Raw genomic sequence first — 19,231 nt, 5'->3', positions numbered from 1 at the left:
GTGCTCAGGCGGGCTAGGTGCTGGGCGTTGAGCTTATCGACCGTGACGGGCGCGCGCAGGATGTTCTCCTCCACCCGTGAGGCCGATACCACCACGTCACTGATGAGCGTTAGGCTGGGAGCCAGGAAAATCTCCAGGCGTTGGCCAGCACCACGCAGGGTATCAAGGCTTGTTTCATAGCCGATGTAGGAGGCTTTGATCACGGCGGGGAAAGCAGTCGCCGGAATGTCAAATGAGAACGTGCCGCCCGCTCCTGTATTTCCCCCAATTCCGCTTCCATCCAAGTAGACGGTAGCGTCGGGTAATGGCTCGCCGGCATCTGTGTAAACCGTTCCTTTAACTTCAACAAGTTGCCTTGCCTGGGCGGTTGCTTGCTCCGTCAACAAAAGGCTTAGACCAGCTGCCAGCACTGCAACTGGGAATAAAGTCAAATACTGCATGTTAAGTAGCCCAAAGGCCGGCACTGAAAGAGAGATTTGGGGGATGCCTGCCGGTCAGGCAGGGTAAGGAGGTAAACTGGCGCGGGTAAAGCAGCACTCACTATTGCGGCCTTAGTCCAACGCTGGCATATAGAATTATTCTTATTTCTAATTAGCCTGTTCTGCAGTGTAATCGTGCCGATGGCCTTCGAAGCTGGAGGCTTTTTGCAGGTGCTTTCTTGTTTCTATCGCGCCGCCCATTTGGCAAAAGTTCCTTATCAAAACTGTAAAGGAGGATCTTACGATGTGTGGAGAAGAAGGCAGTGTCATGGAGACAGTGAACAGGCATGGCTTTGGACTATAAATGTCAGTGTTTATTCTTATTTTATCATCTTATAATCTTGTTTCCTTAATTTAATACTACCTTTGCCGCAGCAAGTAACTATCACCCAATAACTCAATCTCGTCACCTCGTAGCCGGCCCCAATAGTTCCTGCAGGCCTGGCGGATAGTTGCGTGAGGTCGTCCACGATACAAGCCAGCCCCTGCTGTTTTTCTCCGCCTGGTTGGCGGTGCTCGTCGATGGAATCCAGCGTTATACATTTTGGCCACCAAACAAGTATCTCGTGGGAAAAGTGTATTCCATAAGATAAATTTTGTTGCTGTTTAGCAACAATGAAACGTCATAATACGTATTAATTAACGTATGATCAAAATACATGCAATTAAATATTGCCGCTATCTGGCTTTGTATTGATATTAGATTTAATAGCTTTGAAGATAAGTATGTGACTTCTTCCCACGGTTCCTACGGTTTCTGCTTTCATATACCTAATCTCCTCACCATGGCTGCTACTGCGCGTCATTCCCGCTTTCTTCTTCCAATATTTATAACCACGTTGCTGGTTGGCTGCGGTAAGGAGTACTTTCCCGAGCCCCAGTTGCCAGCAGCGACGCAGACGGGTGCTCAAACGGCCGGTTGTAAAGTGAATGGGACGAATTGGGTACCTGTGAACGTAGATTTATTTACTTCTCCCCCTATTGTTGCTCACTATAACGGCGATTCCGAAAATCATCAGTTTACCCTCGATCTTTCTTATTCATCGGCCGATAAAGACTCGCCGCTCTACGATACGAGTGTCCATTTAAGTGCGCTGGATGTCCGCGCGCCTGGATCATATGTACTTGATCAGGTTGCTCGCCCTGAATTGGCTAACACAGCGCCTTCCTATGCCAGCTTCGTCTATGAGGCTCCAAGTCCTTCTAACTCACTTTTTACAGGACCCCAGCACCCTGGACAGATTGTCATCACTCGGCTCGATACAGTTGCCCATGTTATCTCGGGCACCTTCGAGTTCACTGCCCAGGAAAGGTATAGTTCAGCCACTGTGCAGGTAACTGAGGGGCGGTTTGATGTGAAGTACAAAGAATAGTTTTCCTTAATTTCCTTCAACTAATCATGCGTAAAATTTTACTTTTGCCCCTATTATTAGGGGCCCAGCTGAGCTATGCCCAGTTGAGTTCGACACCTGAGCCAAGTGGTACGTCTGACCAATCCCTAGTTTCGTCGTACACGCAACTGGTAGATAGCCTGACGGCCCCACTGGATAAGTCGCGTGTTCCCAAGGGAATTCTCTATGATCGTGTGCCTGCGGTAGCACTTCTCAATGAGTTTACGCAAGTTACCCCTTCGTCTGCCTCGCACATTTTTCAAAGCTATTTCGAACTGCGTTCGGCTGCCTATCAAAGTGCTGGATTCCCCATCAGCCGTAGCGAGTTCGCCAATATGGCCCGCACGGCGGCAACGGCGACCAAAGTAAGCTATGGCGAATTGCCTATTGGCGTGCTGGATTATCAGTTTGGCGTGCTGGACACGCTGGCGGAGGAAAAGGGTAGTATAATCACGATTAATGGGCTGTATGCTGACGGGGTGGGCAATCCCTATCAGACGCAGCAGGTGACGATTGCAGCCCTGCTCGCCGATTCGGTTAATCAGAAGGTCACGCTCACCCTGCCGCCCAATTTCTTGTTAGGCAATACCCAGCGGTACGTTAGGTCAGTACAGGTGACAGTCGGCGGTTTCACCCGGACGCTTACGCCTGGGGGGACCTCCGCAATACTATTACCCCCCGGTCTGCTCACGGCAAGTTATCTCATTACCTTTTCCGACAGTCGTACTATATCAGCTAAGTCGGAGCTTTATGTACGACCAACGTACTTACGGCGTGACAATTCAGTAGCAATGCCTCTGCCGAACGTAAAAGGGTTACCCTGGGCAGACTACAAAGGGTTTTCAACCTATGGAGAAGGCCAGGTTACCTGCTTTCTCTATAATGACAATAGTAAAGTAGATTCCAAACTGCGTAAGCCAACCATCATAATTGATGGATTTGATCCTTCTGACAAACGCGGCATTCAAGAAATATTTACTCAGTTTAGTCCTGTTGGCGAAGCATTATATGGTGCAAAACAGCCCCGTGACCTGATTGTTCTCAATTTCCCTACGACTAAACGGCTCATTACCTATAACGGCTCCTCTGCCTATGGTGACACAGATGGTGGCGCGGACTTTATCGAACGGAATGCATTTGTACTGATTGAACTGTTATCCAAGATCAAGCCTCTGATGGCTAATCCCAGCGAAAAGGTGACGATAATTGGTCCTTCTATGGGCGGTGTTATTTCTCGCTACGCCTTAGCCCTGATGGAAAAAAACTATGCTGATGCCAACAATTCGGCTACGTATAACAATGCCTACTGGAAGCATAATGTTGATACCTGGATTTCCTTTGACGCGCCACATCAAGGGGCAAATATTCCGCTGGGCGACCAAGCTTTCATCCGGTACTTTTCAGGCCTATCTGAAAGCGCGGAACACAATTTGTCCCGATTGAACTCTGTGGCGGCCCGGCAGATGCTCGTATATCAGCATTTAAACCTGACTACTGGTTACTCGCTACACGAACCGTTTACCCGTAATCTGCAGAGCAATGGGCTAGCTGGCAGCTATGGCTATCCAACGCAGGTCCGCCGGGTAGCGCTGGCCAATGGCAATGGTACTGGGGCTTTGAATACGGCGATGGGCTTACCTGGACAAACTGGTATGGAACTGGACGTAGCCCGGAAAAAAGGCAACAAACGGCGACAATTCTTTTATCGCAGCACAACACCAGGTACGCAGATTGCGGCAAATATGTACTTCGCCGGCCCCAGTAATGTAAAAACGACCATCTTCAATGGGGAGGCGCGCGTACTAGTTGCCCTTGCCAAACCTATTGCTAAGCGGTACCAAGTATGGCTGACTGGCCCTCGAAACTATGACCTGGCGCCCGGTGGCACCTATGATGCCCAGCAGCAGATTGCTACCGGTACGCTGAATGGAAAACAGATCAAGGGCGTTGAATTCCGCTTTACTCAGCTGCGCCCGAATCACTGCTTTATTCCTACCGTCAGCGCCCTGGGGTATCAGTATCGTACGTTGACCAACTATACCGGCATCAGTCAGTTGCCCGACCCGAATACAAATCTTTCGGCGCGTAATCTTATATGTAACAACGAAATTCCGTTTGATTCTTACTACATGTATACCAATGCCAACGGGGCGCACGTGACTATGGATGGCCCGGCGCAGATGTTTCTAATGCGGGAGCTAACCGGCCAGACACAGGCGCCCCGGTTCAAGGTAACTAACCCCCCCCAGGTTTGTCCTAATCAGGTAGCCTACGTGTCGCTGGACGAATGCTCACGCCTGGGCGATGTGACCTATACCTGGACCCTAAGCGGCCCGGCTATATTTCCCAGCACTGGAACGACCACCACTACGAATGGTGGGGTTGTACAAAGTATCCGGAGCACAGGACAGCCTGGTACCGTTATGGTATCTGTTGTGGCCAAGCGTGCGGGGGCAAACGAAAGCCCGTCTACTACTTACCAGCTGACGGTTATCGATGGCGGAGCTGCACTTCAGCCCCGGATACAGTGGGACGACAACCAAGTTCGGATCTGCCCCTGGACGCCAGTAGCAGTTCGTGCCGAGGGTAATACCACAGGCCCATACTACTGGACCAAGCGGATCGTTTCAGGGAGTACCGGCGCCGTTACTACGAGCACATATACTACTACGTCGCCCTCGACCAGCGTTACTCCCCGGTATGACGAAATTACTCTTTCGGTAACTGCTCCTAGCACCTGCTCCGGGGTAATGCTACCGGCTGGTTCGGTAGAAATTAGCGCAGATCCCACGGAAGGTAAGATGTGCGACCCGTATAACGTTCAGGTCTATCCTAACCCGTCCACGCAATATTTAACGGTTACTACGCTGTCTGAGACGGAATCCCCGGATCAGTTCGCAGCGAAGGTCGCCGGCCCGGAAGAAGAGAACCCACATGCTTACCAGGTCGATCTATATAACGACCGGAGTAAGAAAGTACATTCTGCCAGCACAAAAAAGGGAACTATCACGGTGGACACCTCCACGCTACCGGCGGGCTTGTATCATGTGCAGATACGCCGCGGTGGCCAAATTGTAAACCGCAATCTGAGCGTGCAGCATTAACAGCCCGCGAAAGTACCCCCCCAGCCCACGTCCTAACGCGTGAGCTGGGGGTTTTCTTTGTTGAAAAGGGTTCGAATGCACAGGCAAGATGAGCAGCAAGGCAGTTCCTACGGCAGGGGGCCGCTATTCTGAGTGATGCACACAAAGTGCCGGATGTCGTGCACTGATGTGGCCGTAAGGTGGATGCTAGATGGGAACTCGAACTGCGCCCTTAGCGCAGCCACGTCAAGCGGCTGAGCGAAGCCATACACGCCGTTCCCGTCCCGGTAGTAATAGAACTGGTCGCCTGTTGAAGGCTCGTTTCCCTGTACCTTCAGAAAGTCAATAATGGGCAACAGGTGACCGGTACCGCTCTGGTTAAGTGCGTCGGACAATATGTGCTTTTTTTCGGTGTGCATTGGCATTTTAACAATTGCAAAAAATAGATGACTCAAATCGCATCCAAGCCTACCTGCCGCGGAATTTTGTATTCGTTTTGTTTCAGTACCAGTATTGGTTCTTCCGGTCCTTTAATCATTTACAGCTTTGAAGTAGCCACCTATGAGCATCAACAGCCAGTCAGCACTCAGTGTTAGTGCCGTCGTCGAGAAAGAACGTTGGAACAGAGCTTACCTAGATCCTACTTGGCGCAGCACCCGTTTTAATGGCATGCCTAATGGATTGTTGATGGAAACGGCGCGCTGCTTGCGTCCCGGCACTGCCCTGGATATGCACATGGGCGAGGGGCGCAATGCCCTGCACCTGGCCGCGCTAGGCTGGCAGGTAACGGGGGTAGATGTGGCTGACCAAGCTCTGGATTATGCCCAAGAGCAGGCCCGGCAGCGGAACCTGTCTATCACGGCTCACGCGCAAGACAGCCATAGCTACGCTTGGGGCCATGCATGCTGGGACTTGGTCGTACTGTGCTACACGGATGAACACGACCATGCCGCTCATGCAGCGCAGGCCCTGCGGCCCGGCGGGCTGGTCGTGTTCGAGAACTTCCATGCTGATGTGAATGCCGCTCTGGGATTGGCTCCTAATCAGCAGATTGGGTTCCTCAGCGGCGAACTACCGGACCGTTATGCAGCTGCAGGCTTTGATATCCTGCGCTATGAGGAACCAGAGGCGGTTGCCGACTTTTCGCTAGAGACCCATCGGCTTGTCAGGCTAGTGGCTTGCCGGCAGTAGAATAGACAAAGCAAAGGGCAGGATTAGGTAGTGCGCTGTACAGGCTGCAGATCGGCGGGCAGCTGCTTAATCTCGGCCACCAGTTCCTGCATGAGCAGCTCAACAGGTTCCTTCATTAAATCAGCCAGTCGGAATACGTCCCCCAGGCTTAGCACGCCAGGATCTACTTTAGCATTGTTTACTGTGCGCGAGGACATGCGCAGTTGTTTTTGCAGAACCCGCGACGTAAACTTTTTATTGTCCAGCATTTGCGCGAAGGTTCTGCCAACGGCCGTTGCATTTTTGCCGTTCTTAGCAGCGGTTGCCTGCGCAGCAGGTTTCTTGGAATTGGTCGATTTAGATGCCATACGTTAAATCGCTTAGGGCTTTCAGAGGACGGTAAGAATGAAATTTGTTGCCGATTATACGCAACAAATTTCTTATCGCTGATAAAAAGCAGCAATAAATTAAAAAAGGGCGCCTGACCGCCCGAACTACTTACTCGGAGCCCGGGCGGCTGCGCCGGCATACCTTACCGTAGCAGGGTATCGCGTACCAGAAGGACATCACCCACCACAAAATCCGGCTTCCCGTAGCCACCACTGCTGTACACGCCCAGCGGATACACCAGGAACCATAGGCACGTTGCCAGTGCATTGATAGGACTACCCGTGTACTTACCATCCGTGTGTATTACCAGGGAGGTATCTGTTAAAGCATGGGCCTGGTGCTCACCGGCCCAACTATGAATATCAATCACCCCGCTGACTGCCCGTTGCATCTGGTCTAAGCTCAGGGCTTGACCTAACTCCGGCGTCACGGTTTCCAGCTCGCCGTGCTGGCCCAGCTTAATGGCGCCTGTTTGGTCAAGCAAGGCGAGAATTTGCTGGCGTTGGTTTTGAAAATAAGCCAGCAACTCAAACCGGTCCACAAACTCCTGCTCGTCGAGCTTAAAGGAGTATTGATCATACGTACTGGTGTGAAACAGGCGGCTGGTTGTGCCACAGAGGGCGACTATCCAGGCGCCGGCACGCTCCTGCAGGAACAGTCGAGCGGGACAATCCACCCATTCGACGCCTGGCGAAGGACGCATCTGCAGGGCGTGCAGGCTAAACAAGGGATAGGAAACGTCGGTGCCTTTCAAAGCGGCCGCCGCAAGCGCAACAGCCTCGGCGGTATGGTGGGCAGTGTGGGACATAAGGAAGGGAAAAAGGGTTGCGTTGTATAGCCTATTAACGTTCAAACCCCCTTTATTGTTGCTATTTAGCAACAATAAAGGGGGTTTGAATAAGGTTTTATATGTCTACAGAAAAGGGGCCATGTTTTAATTGCAGTTGCGGCCAGTGTAGCCCGCAACGGTATATGTTGGGTCAGCTAATCGCCGTAGGCGGTCCTGACAGTGGTACACGTGCCAGGCCAGGGCTTTGCTGCGTTTGGCCGCTGCCGGCGTCAGCGTCTTGACGTAGCCCTTATCTTCCACAATGTGCAGCGGGTCGTTGTCATGCTGCTGCAGGCAGGCCGTGACGCTGGCCAGCAGGTGTTGTGCCTCTTCCTGGCTCATTGCTGCCGGATTCTGGCGTAACAGTGCGTTTGCTTCCCTGGCACTGGCAGTCAGGGCAGCTCGGGTAGGTAGGAGGCGCATCCAGGGTGGTTTATGCTGCTGCGTTCTCTGGCTCCTCGGTCTCGATGCTCCACGGCTCACGGCCGCCATCGCACCAGGTGTCGTACTCGTCATCCATAATTTCGGCCCGGTCGGTGCTGCTCAATTGCCAAAAGTTCGCTGGCACCTCCAGGCGCACTTGTTCAGTGTGGCCGTAGCAGGTAAAGGTGGCGTCGATGTGGATGTTTTCGGGTTCATCAGCCAACAGGGCTGGATGTGTTAGGATGGTGGCCATGGGGTATTAAAAAGGGTGCGTTGTCCACTTTATACGATGGAAACGCCCCTTTTACCGGAAATATCTGATGAAATGGAAGGCCCCATAGCCTTTCATTCCCCTACTGCCCTGACCTGATGCCTTAGCTAAATAGCGTGGCCTGCGTACCGCAACCGGAAGCGTTGACTTTCTGCAGGCCTCCCGCGATCAGCTGCAGGGAACCTAGCTTTAGGTTTTTCGTTTCCTCGCCGTCAATTACGGTCCGGGAGCCTCCGGTCGGTAAGTTGACGAGCCGCGAGCGCTCCAGCATGCGGACGCCATAAACTCCCCCACCGACTTTAGTGGCAATAATACCTTTGCGCATATGGTATTTGGCACTTGAATGCTTCACCTCAACTTGTTGGCCGACGGAATAGGTACTGGAACGGGGCTCCTTGCTCATGGCTCTGCGTATGTTTAAGGGGTAGGGGATGGAGGCTACTTTTGGTTGCGCAGGTAGTTATCCAGCACCGCTTCGACGCCGGTGACGTGGTTGCGGCGGCGGCCCAGCAACTTCTGCGTTTTCAGCACCTCCATTGCTTGGGTAATAAGGTCGAAGTGATCGGGGTTGTCGGTGCATACCTCGCGCAGCAGGAGCTGCTGCTCCTGCTGCTTGCGCTGCAGGCCTTCGTCACGCATGGCCACCGGGTAGATGCTGTTATAGATGCTGGCAACAGAGTGTTCAAACAGTCCGTCGCGGTGCCAGAGCGCTTGAATAGTTATCAGTTCCTGGTAGCTGATGAAGCTCATCGACGCATCTACTTCCTGCTGAATGGTGTACTGGGCCTGCAGCAGCCGGCGCAGCACCTCGGCGCGGGTGCCGGCCGAGTAGGGTCCCCAGGCCTCCTCGCGCACGTAGCCGCGTCGCAGCTCCTTCTGCCGGTAGGTGGCCGGGTTGTCGCGAGCTTCGATTAAGAAGTTGCGCAGCTCGGCCAGTGGCTCCATCCAGTCCTCACCGTTCTGAATCAGGCCTTCCATAGATTTATCCCGGGCCACGACGGTGCACACCCAGCAGCCGAACCGGCTTTTGCCGCAGGAGGCGGTTTCCGTGTCGATGACGAGCGGGCAGTCCTCGTCAACGGATGCGTTGCGGTAAAGCGTAATCAGCTCCTTGTGTGAGCCGCCCCACGGGGGCGGAACCTGGCTCAGGTACTGCCACAGTTCCGGCGTCAGCACGTCGCGTATTGGGGCAAATACGGCGGCATTCGGCAATACATGCTTTCGCAGGCGCTGGCCTCTCACGGCGTGTTTGCGCATCGACTGGGCTCGTTTGCTGCTCTCGGCCTCGCGGGTGCCCAGCAGGATAATGACTTCGCCGGCGGAGCTGATTTTGCTTTGAATAAAGCGCGTGGTTGGGGAAATCTTCAGCCGGTCCGTGCACCATCGAAAGCGCGTGTCCGGTGCCGGGTAACCAAGCCCAATGAGCTTGGCCCAAAACGTCTCCTGCAACTGCGGCAGGGTACGCTGAACGATGAATGGTAAGCCGGCCGCCTGGGCTCCTGCCTCAATGCGGCGCAGCTGCTGTTCTACGAACTTGGCCACACGGGGATTTTCTACGCGGGTGTCATTCGTGACAATGTACACGGGACGGTGGCGAAGCTCCTCCGGGAGTTTAGCTATCGAGCGCCACGCTAGTTGCAGCAGGAGCGTAGAATCCTTTCCGCCGCTGAAGCCGAGAATCCACGGCCGGTTGTTGTCGTCAATCAGGTATTGATCCAGCAGTTCGGCTTCGATAAAGGAAATGTCCAGGGGCATAATCAGTGAGGTAGATGCGGTAGGGGTTTAGCACATAGCGTAGGAAGAATCCTCAGGAGTGGCACAGGCGTCGAACGGTTCATCCTCCTCTTCCTGCTCATCCAATAGCTGTTCACCCTCTGGGCCATAGGCCAGCTCAATTAATATGCACAGGCCCTCGACGGCCTCCAGCAAGCTGCCGAAGCAATGCACCCTGGCGGCCGGGGCTTCCCGTATGCCTAGAGACGAAACGTTCCCTGCCTGGATGGCTCGCAGCAACTCCTGTTCGGTGTTGGCAAAGTCAGGCCCAGCCACGTAGTAGCAGGCCCCCCAGCGCAGAATAAAGCCCAGAACCATAAGGCCACCTGCCTCGGCGCCGGCGTTGAATTTTACCCGCTGGCCCTGGCCTTGCGGAATCGGGGCATAGTACTGCTCCTCGATGCTGAGGCGGGATGGACGTGAGGTGGTAAGCATAACACGGGCGAATTAAAAAGGGCTTTTATGTTGCTAATTATACGCATCTTTCAGGGTCTTGTTAATATTTAGCAACATAGAAATTGTCATAAATGTGCTTTAATCGCACTTTTCACCCTGCTGCCCCTGACGGGTAACATCTCGTGTTGTTCCATTTCCGAACATGCTTTTTATAACCGTATTGGCCGAATAGTTTTGTCGCATCCTTCACCTCTCAGCGTAACGCCCGTGGACCTCAGACCCCTAATTGAATTGCGCAAAAACGCCGGGCTGACACAAGAGCAGCTGGCTCACCGCATGCACATGAGCCGCACTTCTTACTGCAAACTTGAAATGGGGCAAACCGCCATTACTTTTCTCCACATCCAACGCCTTTCCTCCGCCCTAGACATAAGCATGAGTCAACTATTCGTAACTCCTAACTTCAACGACGCCACTTCCGAACTGCAGTTCATGCGCCAATCCCTCGAAAGCATGATTTACTCCCGGCTAGGTAGTGCGGAGGGTGAGTTTGAGGAACGTATCCCTTTCGAGGAATTAGGCGAGCTTGACTGGGACTGGCTCCGTTTCAATGGTATAGAAACTCGTCGCCAGTACGAGGCTGCCCCGATGTTTGTCTCGCGCACCAGTTCAGCCGGCGCTGCCCTAGCCTTTGCGCAGGTCGTTCAGGATATGGATATCTACTCGTGGTTTCATCACGGCATCATTCAGGACAACTTACTGTTAAAATGGTGGGAGGCACACCAAGCGGTAAACGAGCCTTATTTTGCTTTTGAGAACACGCCCTTTGGCTGGGTAACTACTCGTCTCAAGCAACCAACCGCTACGGCTACCACAGAAACCACTGCGTCAACAGAGCCGCTGCCGGTACAGGCGTCAACGGCTGAACATAAGCACAGTGAACTGCAGGAACATGACGAGGAGTTCTGGCGAGTTATTCAGCAGCAGTCGGACGCTCGGCATATTTCGATGTGTCTGCATGAGGCAGTGCATGGCCCGGAAGGTACAGGCTTCGAGGCCCTGCGCGCGGCGCTGCGGGAAGATGAAGCTGCCTATAACCGCACGCTGACCCGCCTGATTGGCCTCGTTTGGACTGTCTCCGACCTGGGGGCCGATGATGTTGTCTGGCTGGAGGAACAGCGTCTGAGCGCTAGACCCGATGCGGCAGATGCCGAGGCCTATTACAAACAAGTTAAGGACCAATGGCAGCATTTCTAGCTCTCAGTAATTAAGAAACTGTCCATCGACTCCCTCGCTACTCCGGTGCAGCGAGGGAGTCTTTCATTCTTCTTCCTCGCTATCTACTACTTCCTTATCCGGTTTCTGGGCCTTGCCGCCACCATAAAGAATTGGTACCTGCCGCTCTTCCCAGGCCTGTGCTTCGAAGCCACACTCAGCACAGGCCACAAACCACAGAATACATAAGGGATAATGTGCTGATAGTCCCACGACGTGATGTAACATTACCTCCCCGCAGCGGCCGCATTCCAACTCGCTTAAGTGCGCAATGCCATCAGGGGCAAACTCGCTCTTGCTCATGCGGCGACATAAAGTGACAGCTGCTCGCTGACTAAGTGCAGAAATGCTCCCCGCTCTCTGAAAACCTCATGGGTTGGTACGCCCTGGGGCTCCAGCTGTATCGTTGGGACTGCTAGCCCGGCGTAGACGTTGGCTACATGGTTATAAAGCCTGCTGATCAGGTATACCTGCGTCGGCAAATCTACTGGCTCCTCTATAGCGTCCAATGCGCGGCTCAGAACGCGGCCTTGCTCCCCACTGGCCATTGTAGCAGCTAGTAAGGCGGCACTACGGGCCTGTTCCCGCGTGCGCTGCAGCATGCTCGAATCTTGCTGCACCGTGGCAGCGGCATCAGCCGGGGTTGGGAGGAGAATAGCCATGGGCAGTAGGGGTCAAAAAGCAGTAGATGTAAGCTGGGCTACCCCTGCCTACCAGGGCAACCGATAATCACCGCCGCAGGCCTCGGCGGTTGCCAGCATCGCGGATAGTTCCTGATCGTAGAGGCACCCAATTTGCTCGGCATAAGCGGCCTGGGCCTCCGGTGAGCTTTGCTCAGCTAGGTGCTGCACCAGGTGTAGCTGTTCGCCCATCCAGGTAACCAATCGCTCCAGTACGGCAATTTCCTCATCGGGGGCCTCCTGGCAACGGTTGTAGGCCAACTGCTCGTTTATCAATTCCTCCACCGTCGTATGCGGATGCCATACCCCGGTTTCACCCTCGGCAAAAAGGGCCGTAATCTGAGCGTGAAGCGTTAAATCGTTGAGTTGGCGTTTCATTGGCCCCAGTGTTTAGTTGCTAAATATACGCATTTTAACCCCTTCTTGTTGTTGCTATTAAGCAACAAGGGACAGCAAATTAAGCAATTAATTTTAGTTGCAAAATGACAGTATCCATGCACGCAATGTTGGCTGCATTACGGTCTATTGTCTATTTATTCCGCTTGCCAGTTTCCCGATAGTACCTGCAGGTACCGGTTGCAATGCCGTACTCCCTAAAGGAAAAGCCGCCACCAATTTGCGGGGCGGCTTTTCCGGCATGGCTTAGGCAGCGATCGGCTGCACATCACGGCCAAACACGAATTGGCTGCGGGGGGCTTGCTGGTACTTAGCGGGTATTTTCTCAAAGTCGGCTACGAGGCCCAGGAAGCCCTCAGCATGGAAATAGCCCCGTACCGTTGCTTTGCCGCTAAGTCCACCGTTCCGGCTTACCATAAGCGCTTTGCCCACCTCGGGCACTTCGCCCTGTCCTGACCAGTACAATCCACCGGGAAGTGCCGTGAGGCGAGGCGTCTCGGCCCACATAGGCATGGGTGCTCGCCGCTGTTCAACTGCATCACGCCGCGCCTGATTGGCAGCGCGCAGGCGCACTAACTTCTCGGCCGACATGCGCCGGGCCGGGCGGTACTGGCGGGTCCGGCCGCCCTGGCCATCGCCCGGCCCTACGGTCTCCTGTTGGGCAGTTACTGCTGCTGCCACTACTGGCACTTGGGATTCGATTCGTGCCGGCTCAGGTGCTTGCGCCTGCTCAGGCTCGGGGTGCGAGAGTCGCACCCCGGCCTTCACCTCAGCCACATACTTGACTACGGCAGTGTGCCATTTAATCAACTGCCAGATATCGTGGCAATCGGTTGCCTTGGCCGTGGCCACTGCCCGTTGGCTATCAGAAATTAGTGGGCTGCTCAGGGCATGGCTCAACATAGCCAGCGCCGACTGACGTATCTCCCGGATGCGGCGGGCCACGGGGGATTCTGGCTGGATAGTTTCGGAAATCAGGGTAGCGGGCTGGCTGAGGGCAGGGACATTCATGGCGGTTCAAAGTGAAGGTTAAGGATGCTTGCGTTGTAGTATCTTTTACGTTCGCACGCCCTTTTTAGCTAATATTCAGCAACAAAAAACCCGTTCATTTTGCTTTAAACAGCCTTTTTCTCCCTACTGCCCACGGATGGTTTTTTTGACCCGATTACCTGGTACTGCCCTGCGCTCAGGCCTCGGTATACTGATGCGCGCCTGGCGGCTGGCGCTACTACTGAGCAGCCGTTCTATTGACGACAATTAGCTACAATAAACCCGCCTCATGCGCGTATATCGGGCCTGTTGCTACTGCCGTGTTTTGATTTCACGAGATTATATCCGCTTATTTGTGAATCCACACGCGCTCATCTTCCAGCGCTTCCTGAACATGGCTATGAAAAGCTACCTCTTGTTTTTATCATTGGCAGCTGCCGGCTGCAGTTCCCCTTCTGCTGAAGCGGACCAAACGCAAGCCGCTACCGGACCCGCTGCCGGCAGCGTGGTGGTCACCCCAATGATTGATGAGAAAAACGGTTTTCGGGAGCTGAGCTTCGGCCAGGACCGCGCCAGTATTCCGGATCTGGTCGAGCTGCCCGGCCGGGAAAACGTAACCCTCAAGGATTACCAGAAAAAGCCTGAGAAGGAAAAGCTGCAGGTAGGCACTGCCGAGGTGCAGGCCATTACCTATGGCTTCCATAACGACAAGCTGGCCCGTGTAACGCTGACTGTCCTTGGCGACAACACTGATAAGCTGCTCAACGCGGCGAAGGGGCTGTATGGGGAACCAGTATTGGATAAACGGCCTGGACTACCGGGCCGCTGGTACTGGTGGATTGGTGAAAAAGTCGTCGGGTCCTATCACGAAAACGGCAAGGAAGGTAAGCGCGGCTACCTGACATTAAGTGATAAGGTGGCCACAGCGGACGTGGTTAAGCCTCTCGCCAACGAGGGCGGCGCCGCCGACCTCTAACAGGGCCACCGCTCAATGCGGTGGCCCTGCACTCGCTAGGCCGCCGCGTCCAGCCAATTAAGCTGCACGCCCGGCCCGGCCAGCCGGCGTACGGTTGGCTGCTCCTGAGCGGGGGCGGTTTCTTTGGCCGGGGCTTCGAGGGCCCTCAGTTGCGGTATGGGCTCGGCCTCGGCTGATGCCGGGTCAAACGGGCTGCGTTTCCGTTCGCGGTAAGCCTTCATTTCCGGCTCCGGCAACCACAGTTTACCCGCGCAGGCCCGCAAATTGAATTCCTGCCACAGCATTTCGTCTTTGAATTCAAGGTGCAGGGTGCCCTTTTTGAAGAAGCGCAGGTTAAAGAACTGGCTTTCGCATTCGCTGTCGAACTGTTCGCCGGGGTAAACCTTGCCCAGCCGGTTAAAGCGCGTTTCCAGGGCCTGGCGGATGGTATAGCATTTATCATAGTCCTCGCCGGTTAAATAGCAGAGTACTTTATCTATATCGTTGTATTCATCATACAGATGGTAGTTCATGGTAAAGCGGCTGCCGTAGGTTTTCAGGTCGCGCGGCGTGCTCCAGTCGTCCCAGCGTACCCAGCTCGGGAGTATGATCTTGCGATTTACCTTATACCGGTCATTGGTTTTCCAGCCTTCCACGTGGCAGCGGTTTTCCTTGTAATAGCTTGTAAAAATGTCGAACACGGCTACCACGGCCTTTTCAAGGATGGTACCTCGATTCTCAAATACCATCTCGACTAAGCTAGCCACGTTCTCTTTATTGAACTGCATGTAGCCCTGCGCGCGACCATATTTGGCGAAGTCCTGCCGGACCTGGTGCGTTAGGTACTTCTGGATATTTAGTTTGTCCAGCACCACGTGCCAGGCGCTTTGATTCAGGCTGTCGCTGAACTCATTGTACTTCGCCCGCTGGTTGTCGCTGCTGGCAAGTGCTTCGTTGGCCACGTCCAGAATATCGCGCTGATAGTTCACCAGCCCGGCACCGTAAAACTGCAGGGCACTGCGGGCCCGCATGTACTCTACGAAGGCCTGCTTTGCCTGCTCGTAGCCGACCATCATATTGCCGATTACATCGTTCACCATTACGGCATCCTTAAACGTATCCTCGCTTAGGTCCGGGCCGTCGTAAGTCGTACGGCGGCTGTGGAAATCAAAATTAAGCGGGTCGCGCTCGGCTGGGCGCTGCAGGCGGATTAGGGAAACGTGCACGTCGGTTTTGCGCTCGGCGTCTTCCGCCAGGAATACCTGGCCCAGCTCCTCGACGGGGGCCGTACCGTAGTCCGCAATAAGCTTGGCCAGCAGCTGGCGCGTTTCGGTGAACGGGTTGTTGATCGTTTCCGAGTTCAGGATGGAAACCACATGGCCCCCGGGCGCTACCGTCTTAAATGCGTGCAGAATGTGCTTATCGGCGCAGCTGAAGGGAGGATTCATGACAATTAAGTCGAATTGGTGATCCCCGGTATACTCCAGGAAATCATCCGCAATGACTTTGTAGTTTTTGCCCTGAAGCATGGCCTTCAGCTCCTGGTCGATTTCACATGCGTACAGGTGCTTGCTGTAGCTGTTCCAATGCCCGTCATGGGTGCGGCGCAGGTGCTCATCAATCCAATCCAGAATTGCCCCGCTGCCGGCGCTGGTGTCGCAAATCGTCATTTTCAGAAGGTCCGACTGATGGTAGCCCCGCATGCCGCGGCCGGTGTCGCGGGGCTGGGCCAGCCAGGGCTGCAACATGCGTTCGATTACGGCGGGTGTCGAGGGGAAAAATTCAGCGTTGAACATAGGTGCTAAGGGGATTAGTGCACGATGCCTTTGTTGCTAAATATATACGCTAAAGAAACTAGCATGTTGCCATTTGTCCACAAAAAAGGGCCTCATTTGGCCCCTTAATGCATTTCTACTCCTACTGCCCCTTTTCACCTAATAGTACCACGCACCTTCTGCAGGGCCTTTTCTACGTCGGTCTCACGCACGGAGTAGAAGTTCGAGAATTGTCCTGAAGCTGTAAGTGCTACTCCGTCCCAGAAGCCCATAGAGTCGCGGTAAATCACCGTGCATCCGGCCAGCGGGCGGTTTTCTTCCCGGCTGATTTCGCTCAGCACGTAGTCGATATCGTTGGTGACAGTCTTGCCCTGGTCCTGATCGATGATCTGCAGTATGTTGTCGTCACTAAACTCGTAGGTAAAGCTGGCGTGGGGAATGCGAGAATTGCGCATAATGGTATGGGGTTGAAATGAAGAAAAGAGGCAAAATCAGGCCGCCTGCGCGACGCTGGGGAAAGAACCGAACAAAGAGACCCGCCGGCCATTGCGGCGCCAGCTGCGGGCCGAATCATAGGCTTCGATGCGGTCGGCAATCAGGCAGGCCCGGTCGCCGCGCGTTTTGGCAGTGGTGCCAGTAAACCGAGCTACCTGGCCGCTGTTGCGGGCCACGTTACACGTTAGTGGAGTCGCCCGAACTAAGCGGCAGCACGGTGAACACCCTGGGGTCAAGCATCCGCAGGCTGTGTAGCCGGCACAGTGGCCGGCCGTGCCAGTCTACCACATCCATCATTTCCCTGATGCGCTGCCACCAGATCCGGCTTTTCAGCACCTCGTAACCGATGCCACCGCCGAGCGCTACCGTTTCGTAGTTCTGGGCCAGCCACAACAGCCGGTCAAGCGAATGGTGCATGTGGTAGACTGGCACGCCGCGCAGGTGCTTGGGCCAGCGGGCCAGGTACTCATTGTTCTTGGCCTCTGAGCCGGCAATGTGGTCGGGGATGATGGCCCACAAGAAACGTGGGTGCTGCTGAAGCTTTTCGACCCAGGCCGTATAGCCGTCGTAGTCCCCGAACTCGGTAGCGCCCTTGCGCCACTGGCTAAATGCTCCGTTGTCGAGAATGAATCCCCGGCAAACTTCCAGGGTGATATTGAGCTGATCGGGCCGCGCATAGCTAACCAGCCCATAGCGGCCGCGCAACGCCTGCACTGCATCGGCCCGGCTGCCACCAATAGGCGTGCCGTGAAATTTAATCATACCCGGTGCAGCTGATGCGCTGAAAGCAGGCGTTTGGGGAGAGAGCATCTAAGGGCAATTGCGTGTTGCTATTTATACGCATTGACCCCTTATTTGTTGCTATTTATTGGCGCTTATCCCCTCCGCTTTCATCAGCCCAATCGCCCTTACCAGATAATCTTTTCGGGCCAATAATTCTCATAAGTCAGATCTGATATATAGCCCCCTTGTTCGTCTAAAGCAGCTTTAACATGTTGTTCAACCGCCTTATACTGATTGCTTGCAGGATTGAAATAGGCTTGTAAATCGCTTGCCAACCGGCCAAACCGATACTTATCCGGTCGGCTTTTCACATACACTAGTGTCAGCTTTTCAGTTAGAACTCCTACATATCTGGTTTCCACCAACAGGCCCTGTCCCACCAGCGCAGCCAGCGCGTCCGCAGCAGGATTATGTTTCAAAATTGCTTGCCTGAGTATGGTCTCCAGGTGTTGAAGCTGGCCTTGATCCGCTCTCGTCGTAGTGACTCGTCCTGCAGCAAAGCGCAAGACATTTGACACGACTATGATGTAGGGTAAGTAATAGCGGAACCCCATTATAACTGGTTCCGGCGAACGCTGGATTCGTAGGCGCGCTCCGCAGAAGCCCTTGCGCACCTCATAAGCAAAGCTCATCAACTCCTGCAGCAGCGGGTCCCATTGCAGAGTGGACACACCAAATGAAAGGCGGTGAACGGTGCTGTACAACATTTCCAACTCCTCCGGACTTCCTTGCAGCTGAATGCCCGTACCTCGATATGTGACTTTGGCGGCTATCATAGTTAGCCAATAGTAAGTAATGGGAAGGAATATTTAGTTTGCTTTCCCTATCTAAGCGCCGGCCCACAAAAATTGAAAGCCCCCTGGCTGCGCAGCCAGGGGGCTTTCAATAGCCTAATACCAAGCTCTACTGGCCAGGTTATTCCTTTGCAACTACCACGGAAACGCGGCTGTTGATTACTTTCTTCGGGTCCTCCCGAGGCTTGCGCAACGTCCAGCCGCGGCCGTCGGTACCTTTTATCCACGTGCGAGGCTCGGTGTTGGAGGTGGCCAGCTCCAGCTCTGCCCACTCTGTTAGCCTGGTTGTTTCATAGCCATTGTCGCCACCCGTCACGACCGTGGCAGCTCCCGAGCCTTTCGTAGGCATCGTCATGGCCACATAATTCGGTGCCGTAAGGGAGCCCAGCCCTTCTACCAGCACGAAAACGCCGCCGTTCGGCATAGGGATATTATACTCCGTTACATCCAGCGTCAGCAAGCCCTTAGGGGCTTCTTTCATCTGTTGCGGGGTAACGTAAATCGGTGCCGGCAGTAGCTGGGCTTCTTCCGGTACAGTGCTGACAATTCCTTCCGGAGCGGCCAGCAACTGCACGCGCAGGCGCCCGGCGCGCACGTCCGTTGGCTTCAGCTGGATCTGAATGCGACGGAGGGTACCTCTGGTGCTGGCCGGCAGTTGTACGGCAATGTTAGTGCCTGCAATCAGGTAGTACGTACGTAGTGGTTTAACCTTCTCCCCAAAGGGCGTAACGGTCACTTCCTGACCTGGACGAATAGTTACGCCAGCTAAGGTTTGCGGGGCGATGGGCTTGATAGAGTCGGGGTTGCTGGTAAGCAACGAACCGCTAAAAAGGAGCAGAGCTGCGAGCATAATAGCTTTGTGAACCTACAAGGTCGGAAACAA

At 54.3% G+C, this 19,231-nt stretch carries 23 protein-coding genes; 5 read left to right on the top strand and 18 right to left on the bottom strand.

The genetic code is table 11. The annotated features are described in order from the left end of the window. Positions 1–440 (bottom strand): carboxypeptidase-like regulatory domain-containing protein (locus I5L79_RS16340; protein ID WP_196956138.1); only part of this gene is annotated, 440 nt, incomplete at its 3' end. Between the two features lie 698 nt (positions 441–1,138). Here I5L79_RS16340 and I5L79_RS16335 point away from each other — a divergent pair. Beyond that, complete coding sequence (locus I5L79_RS16335; protein WP_196956137.1) at positions 1,139–1,852, top strand: DUF6252 family protein; 714 nt, start codon at positions 1,139–1,141, stop codon at positions 1,850–1,852. 26 nt (positions 1,853–1,878) lie between these two features. Next, complete coding sequence (locus I5L79_RS16330) at positions 1,879–4,974, top strand: T9SS type A sorting domain-containing protein (protein WP_196956136.1); 3,096 nt, start codon at positions 1,879–1,881, stop codon at positions 4,972–4,974. Positions 4,975–5,081: 107 nt separating this feature from the next. On the opposite strand, the gene I5L79_RS16325 is transcribed toward I5L79_RS16330, so the two are convergent. Continuing rightward, complete coding sequence (locus I5L79_RS16325) at positions 5,082–5,372, bottom strand: hypothetical protein (protein WP_196956135.1); 291 nt, start codon at positions 5,370–5,372, stop codon at positions 5,082–5,084. Between the two features lie 142 nt (positions 5,373–5,514). On the opposite strand from I5L79_RS16325, the gene I5L79_RS16320 reads away from it, so the two are divergent. Then, positions 5,515–6,144 (top strand): class I SAM-dependent methyltransferase, encoded by a 630-nt coding sequence (locus I5L79_RS16320; RefSeq protein WP_196956134.1) that lies wholly within the window; start codon positions 5,515–5,517, stop codon positions 6,142–6,144. 23 nt (positions 6,145–6,167) lie between these two features. Here I5L79_RS16320 and I5L79_RS16315 read toward each other — a convergent pair whose 3' ends face one another. From I5L79_RS16315 to I5L79_RS16285, 7 genes are all read right to left on the bottom strand, one after another. Next, on the bottom strand, positions 6,168–6,491 hold the full coding sequence (locus tag I5L79_RS16315) for a hypothetical protein (RefSeq protein WP_196956133.1): 324 nt from the start codon (positions 6,489–6,491) through the stop codon (positions 6,168–6,170). A 164-nt stretch (positions 6,492–6,655) separates the two neighbouring features. Then, positions 6,656–7,321 carry a hypothetical protein gene (locus I5L79_RS16310; protein WP_196956132.1) on the bottom strand — a complete coding sequence of 222 codons (666 nt, stop codon included), beginning with the start codon at positions 7,319–7,321 and terminating at the stop codon, positions 6,656–6,658. 126 nt (positions 7,322–7,447) lie between these two features. Then, a complete protein-coding gene (locus I5L79_RS16305) occupies positions 7,448–7,684 on the bottom strand; it encodes a hypothetical protein (protein WP_196956131.1) in 237 nt (78 codons plus the stop codon). A 91-nt stretch (positions 7,685–7,775) separates the two neighbouring features. Then, on the bottom strand, positions 7,776–8,018 hold the full coding sequence (locus tag I5L79_RS16300) for a hypothetical protein (RefSeq protein WP_196956130.1): 243 nt from the start codon (positions 8,016–8,018) through the stop codon (positions 7,776–7,778). A 121-nt stretch (positions 8,019–8,139) separates the two neighbouring features. After that, entirely contained in the window at positions 8,140–8,439 is a 300-nt protein-coding gene (locus I5L79_RS16295; protein ID WP_196956129.1) for a hypothetical protein, read from the bottom strand. Positions 8,440–8,474: 35 nt separating this feature from the next. Next, a complete protein-coding gene (gene dndC / locus I5L79_RS16290) occupies positions 8,475–9,791 on the bottom strand; it encodes a DNA phosphorothioation system sulfurtransferase DndC (RefSeq protein ID WP_196956128.1) in 1,317 nt (438 codons plus the stop codon). Positions 9,792–9,818: 27 nt separating this feature from the next. Next, positions 9,819–10,244: a hypothetical protein gene (locus I5L79_RS16285; protein WP_196956127.1), complete on the bottom strand. Its 426-nt coding sequence runs from the start codon at positions 10,242–10,244 to the stop codon at positions 9,819–9,821. Between the two features lie 228 nt (positions 10,245–10,472). Here I5L79_RS16285 and I5L79_RS16280 point away from each other — a divergent pair, with 228 nt between their 5' ends. Beyond that, a complete protein-coding gene (locus I5L79_RS16280; RefSeq protein ID WP_196956126.1) occupies positions 10,473–11,462 on the top strand; it encodes a helix-turn-helix domain-containing protein in 990 nt (329 codons plus the stop codon). 317 nt (positions 11,463–11,779) lie between these two features. On the opposite strand, the gene I5L79_RS16275 is transcribed toward I5L79_RS16280, so the two are convergent. The 3 genes from I5L79_RS16275 to I5L79_RS16265 all read right to left on the bottom strand — a co-directional run bounded on the left by I5L79_RS16275 (position 11,780) and on the right by I5L79_RS16265 (position 13,567). After that, positions 11,780–12,142, bottom strand: a complete 363-nt coding sequence (locus I5L79_RS16275) for a hypothetical protein (protein WP_196956125.1) — start codon at positions 12,140–12,142, stop codon at positions 11,780–11,782. A gap of 48 nt (positions 12,143–12,190) precedes the next feature. Next, on the bottom strand, positions 12,191–12,538 hold the full coding sequence (locus I5L79_RS16270) for a hypothetical protein (RefSeq protein WP_196956124.1): 348 nt from the start codon (positions 12,536–12,538) through the stop codon (positions 12,191–12,193). Positions 12,539–12,802: 264 nt separating this feature from the next. Then, positions 12,803–13,567 (bottom strand): hypothetical protein, encoded by a 765-nt coding sequence (locus tag I5L79_RS16265; protein ID WP_196956123.1) that lies wholly within the window; start codon positions 13,565–13,567, stop codon positions 12,803–12,805. 334 nt (positions 13,568–13,901) lie between these two features. Between I5L79_RS16265 and I5L79_RS16260 the strand changes: the two genes are divergently transcribed. Continuing rightward, a complete protein-coding gene (locus I5L79_RS16260; protein WP_196956122.1) occupies positions 13,902–14,522 on the top strand; it encodes a hypothetical protein in 621 nt (206 codons plus the stop codon). 35 nt (positions 14,523–14,557) lie between these two features. On the opposite strand, the gene I5L79_RS16255 is transcribed toward I5L79_RS16260, so the two are convergent. The 6 genes from I5L79_RS16255 to I5L79_RS16230 form a co-directional block, all read right to left on the bottom strand. Continuing rightward, positions 14,558–16,249 carry a class I SAM-dependent methyltransferase gene (locus I5L79_RS16255; RefSeq protein WP_231403151.1) on the bottom strand — a complete coding sequence of 564 codons (1,692 nt, stop codon included), beginning with the start codon at positions 16,247–16,249 and terminating at the stop codon, positions 14,558–14,560. Positions 16,250–16,431: 182 nt separating this feature from the next. After that, positions 16,432–16,731, bottom strand: a complete 300-nt coding sequence (locus tag I5L79_RS16250; RefSeq protein ID WP_196956120.1) for a hypothetical protein — start codon at positions 16,729–16,731, stop codon at positions 16,432–16,434. A gap of 36 nt (positions 16,732–16,767) precedes the next feature. Continuing rightward, on the bottom strand, positions 16,768–16,947 hold the full coding sequence (locus tag I5L79_RS16245; protein ID WP_196956119.1) for a hypothetical protein: 180 nt from the start codon (positions 16,945–16,947) through the stop codon (positions 16,768–16,770). Position 16,948: 1 nt separating this feature from the next. Continuing rightward, the gene (locus tag I5L79_RS16240) at positions 16,949–17,533 is read right to left on the bottom strand and encodes a hypothetical protein (RefSeq protein ID WP_196956118.1); all 585 of its coding nucleotides are present in this window, start codon (positions 17,531–17,533) and stop codon (positions 16,949–16,951) included. A 146-nt stretch (positions 17,534–17,679) separates the two neighbouring features. Then, entirely contained in the window at positions 17,680–18,330 is a 651-nt protein-coding gene (locus I5L79_RS16235; protein WP_196956117.1) for a DUF6904 family protein, read from the bottom strand. Positions 18,331–18,469: 139 nt separating this feature from the next. Next, a complete protein-coding gene (locus I5L79_RS16230) occupies positions 18,470–19,198 on the bottom strand; it encodes a hypothetical protein (RefSeq protein ID WP_196956116.1) in 729 nt (242 codons plus the stop codon). Between the last annotated feature and the right edge of the window lie 33 nt (positions 19,199–19,231).

The sequence above is a fragment of the Hymenobacter guriensis genome (genome assembly GCF_015773195.1).
Classification (GTDB): Bacteria; Bacteroidota; Bacteroidia; order Cytophagales; family Hymenobacteraceae; genus Hymenobacter; species Hymenobacter guriensis.
The sequence above is the reverse complement of the archived record's forward strand: the minus strand, read 5'-3'. Positions and strand labels throughout refer to the sequence as shown.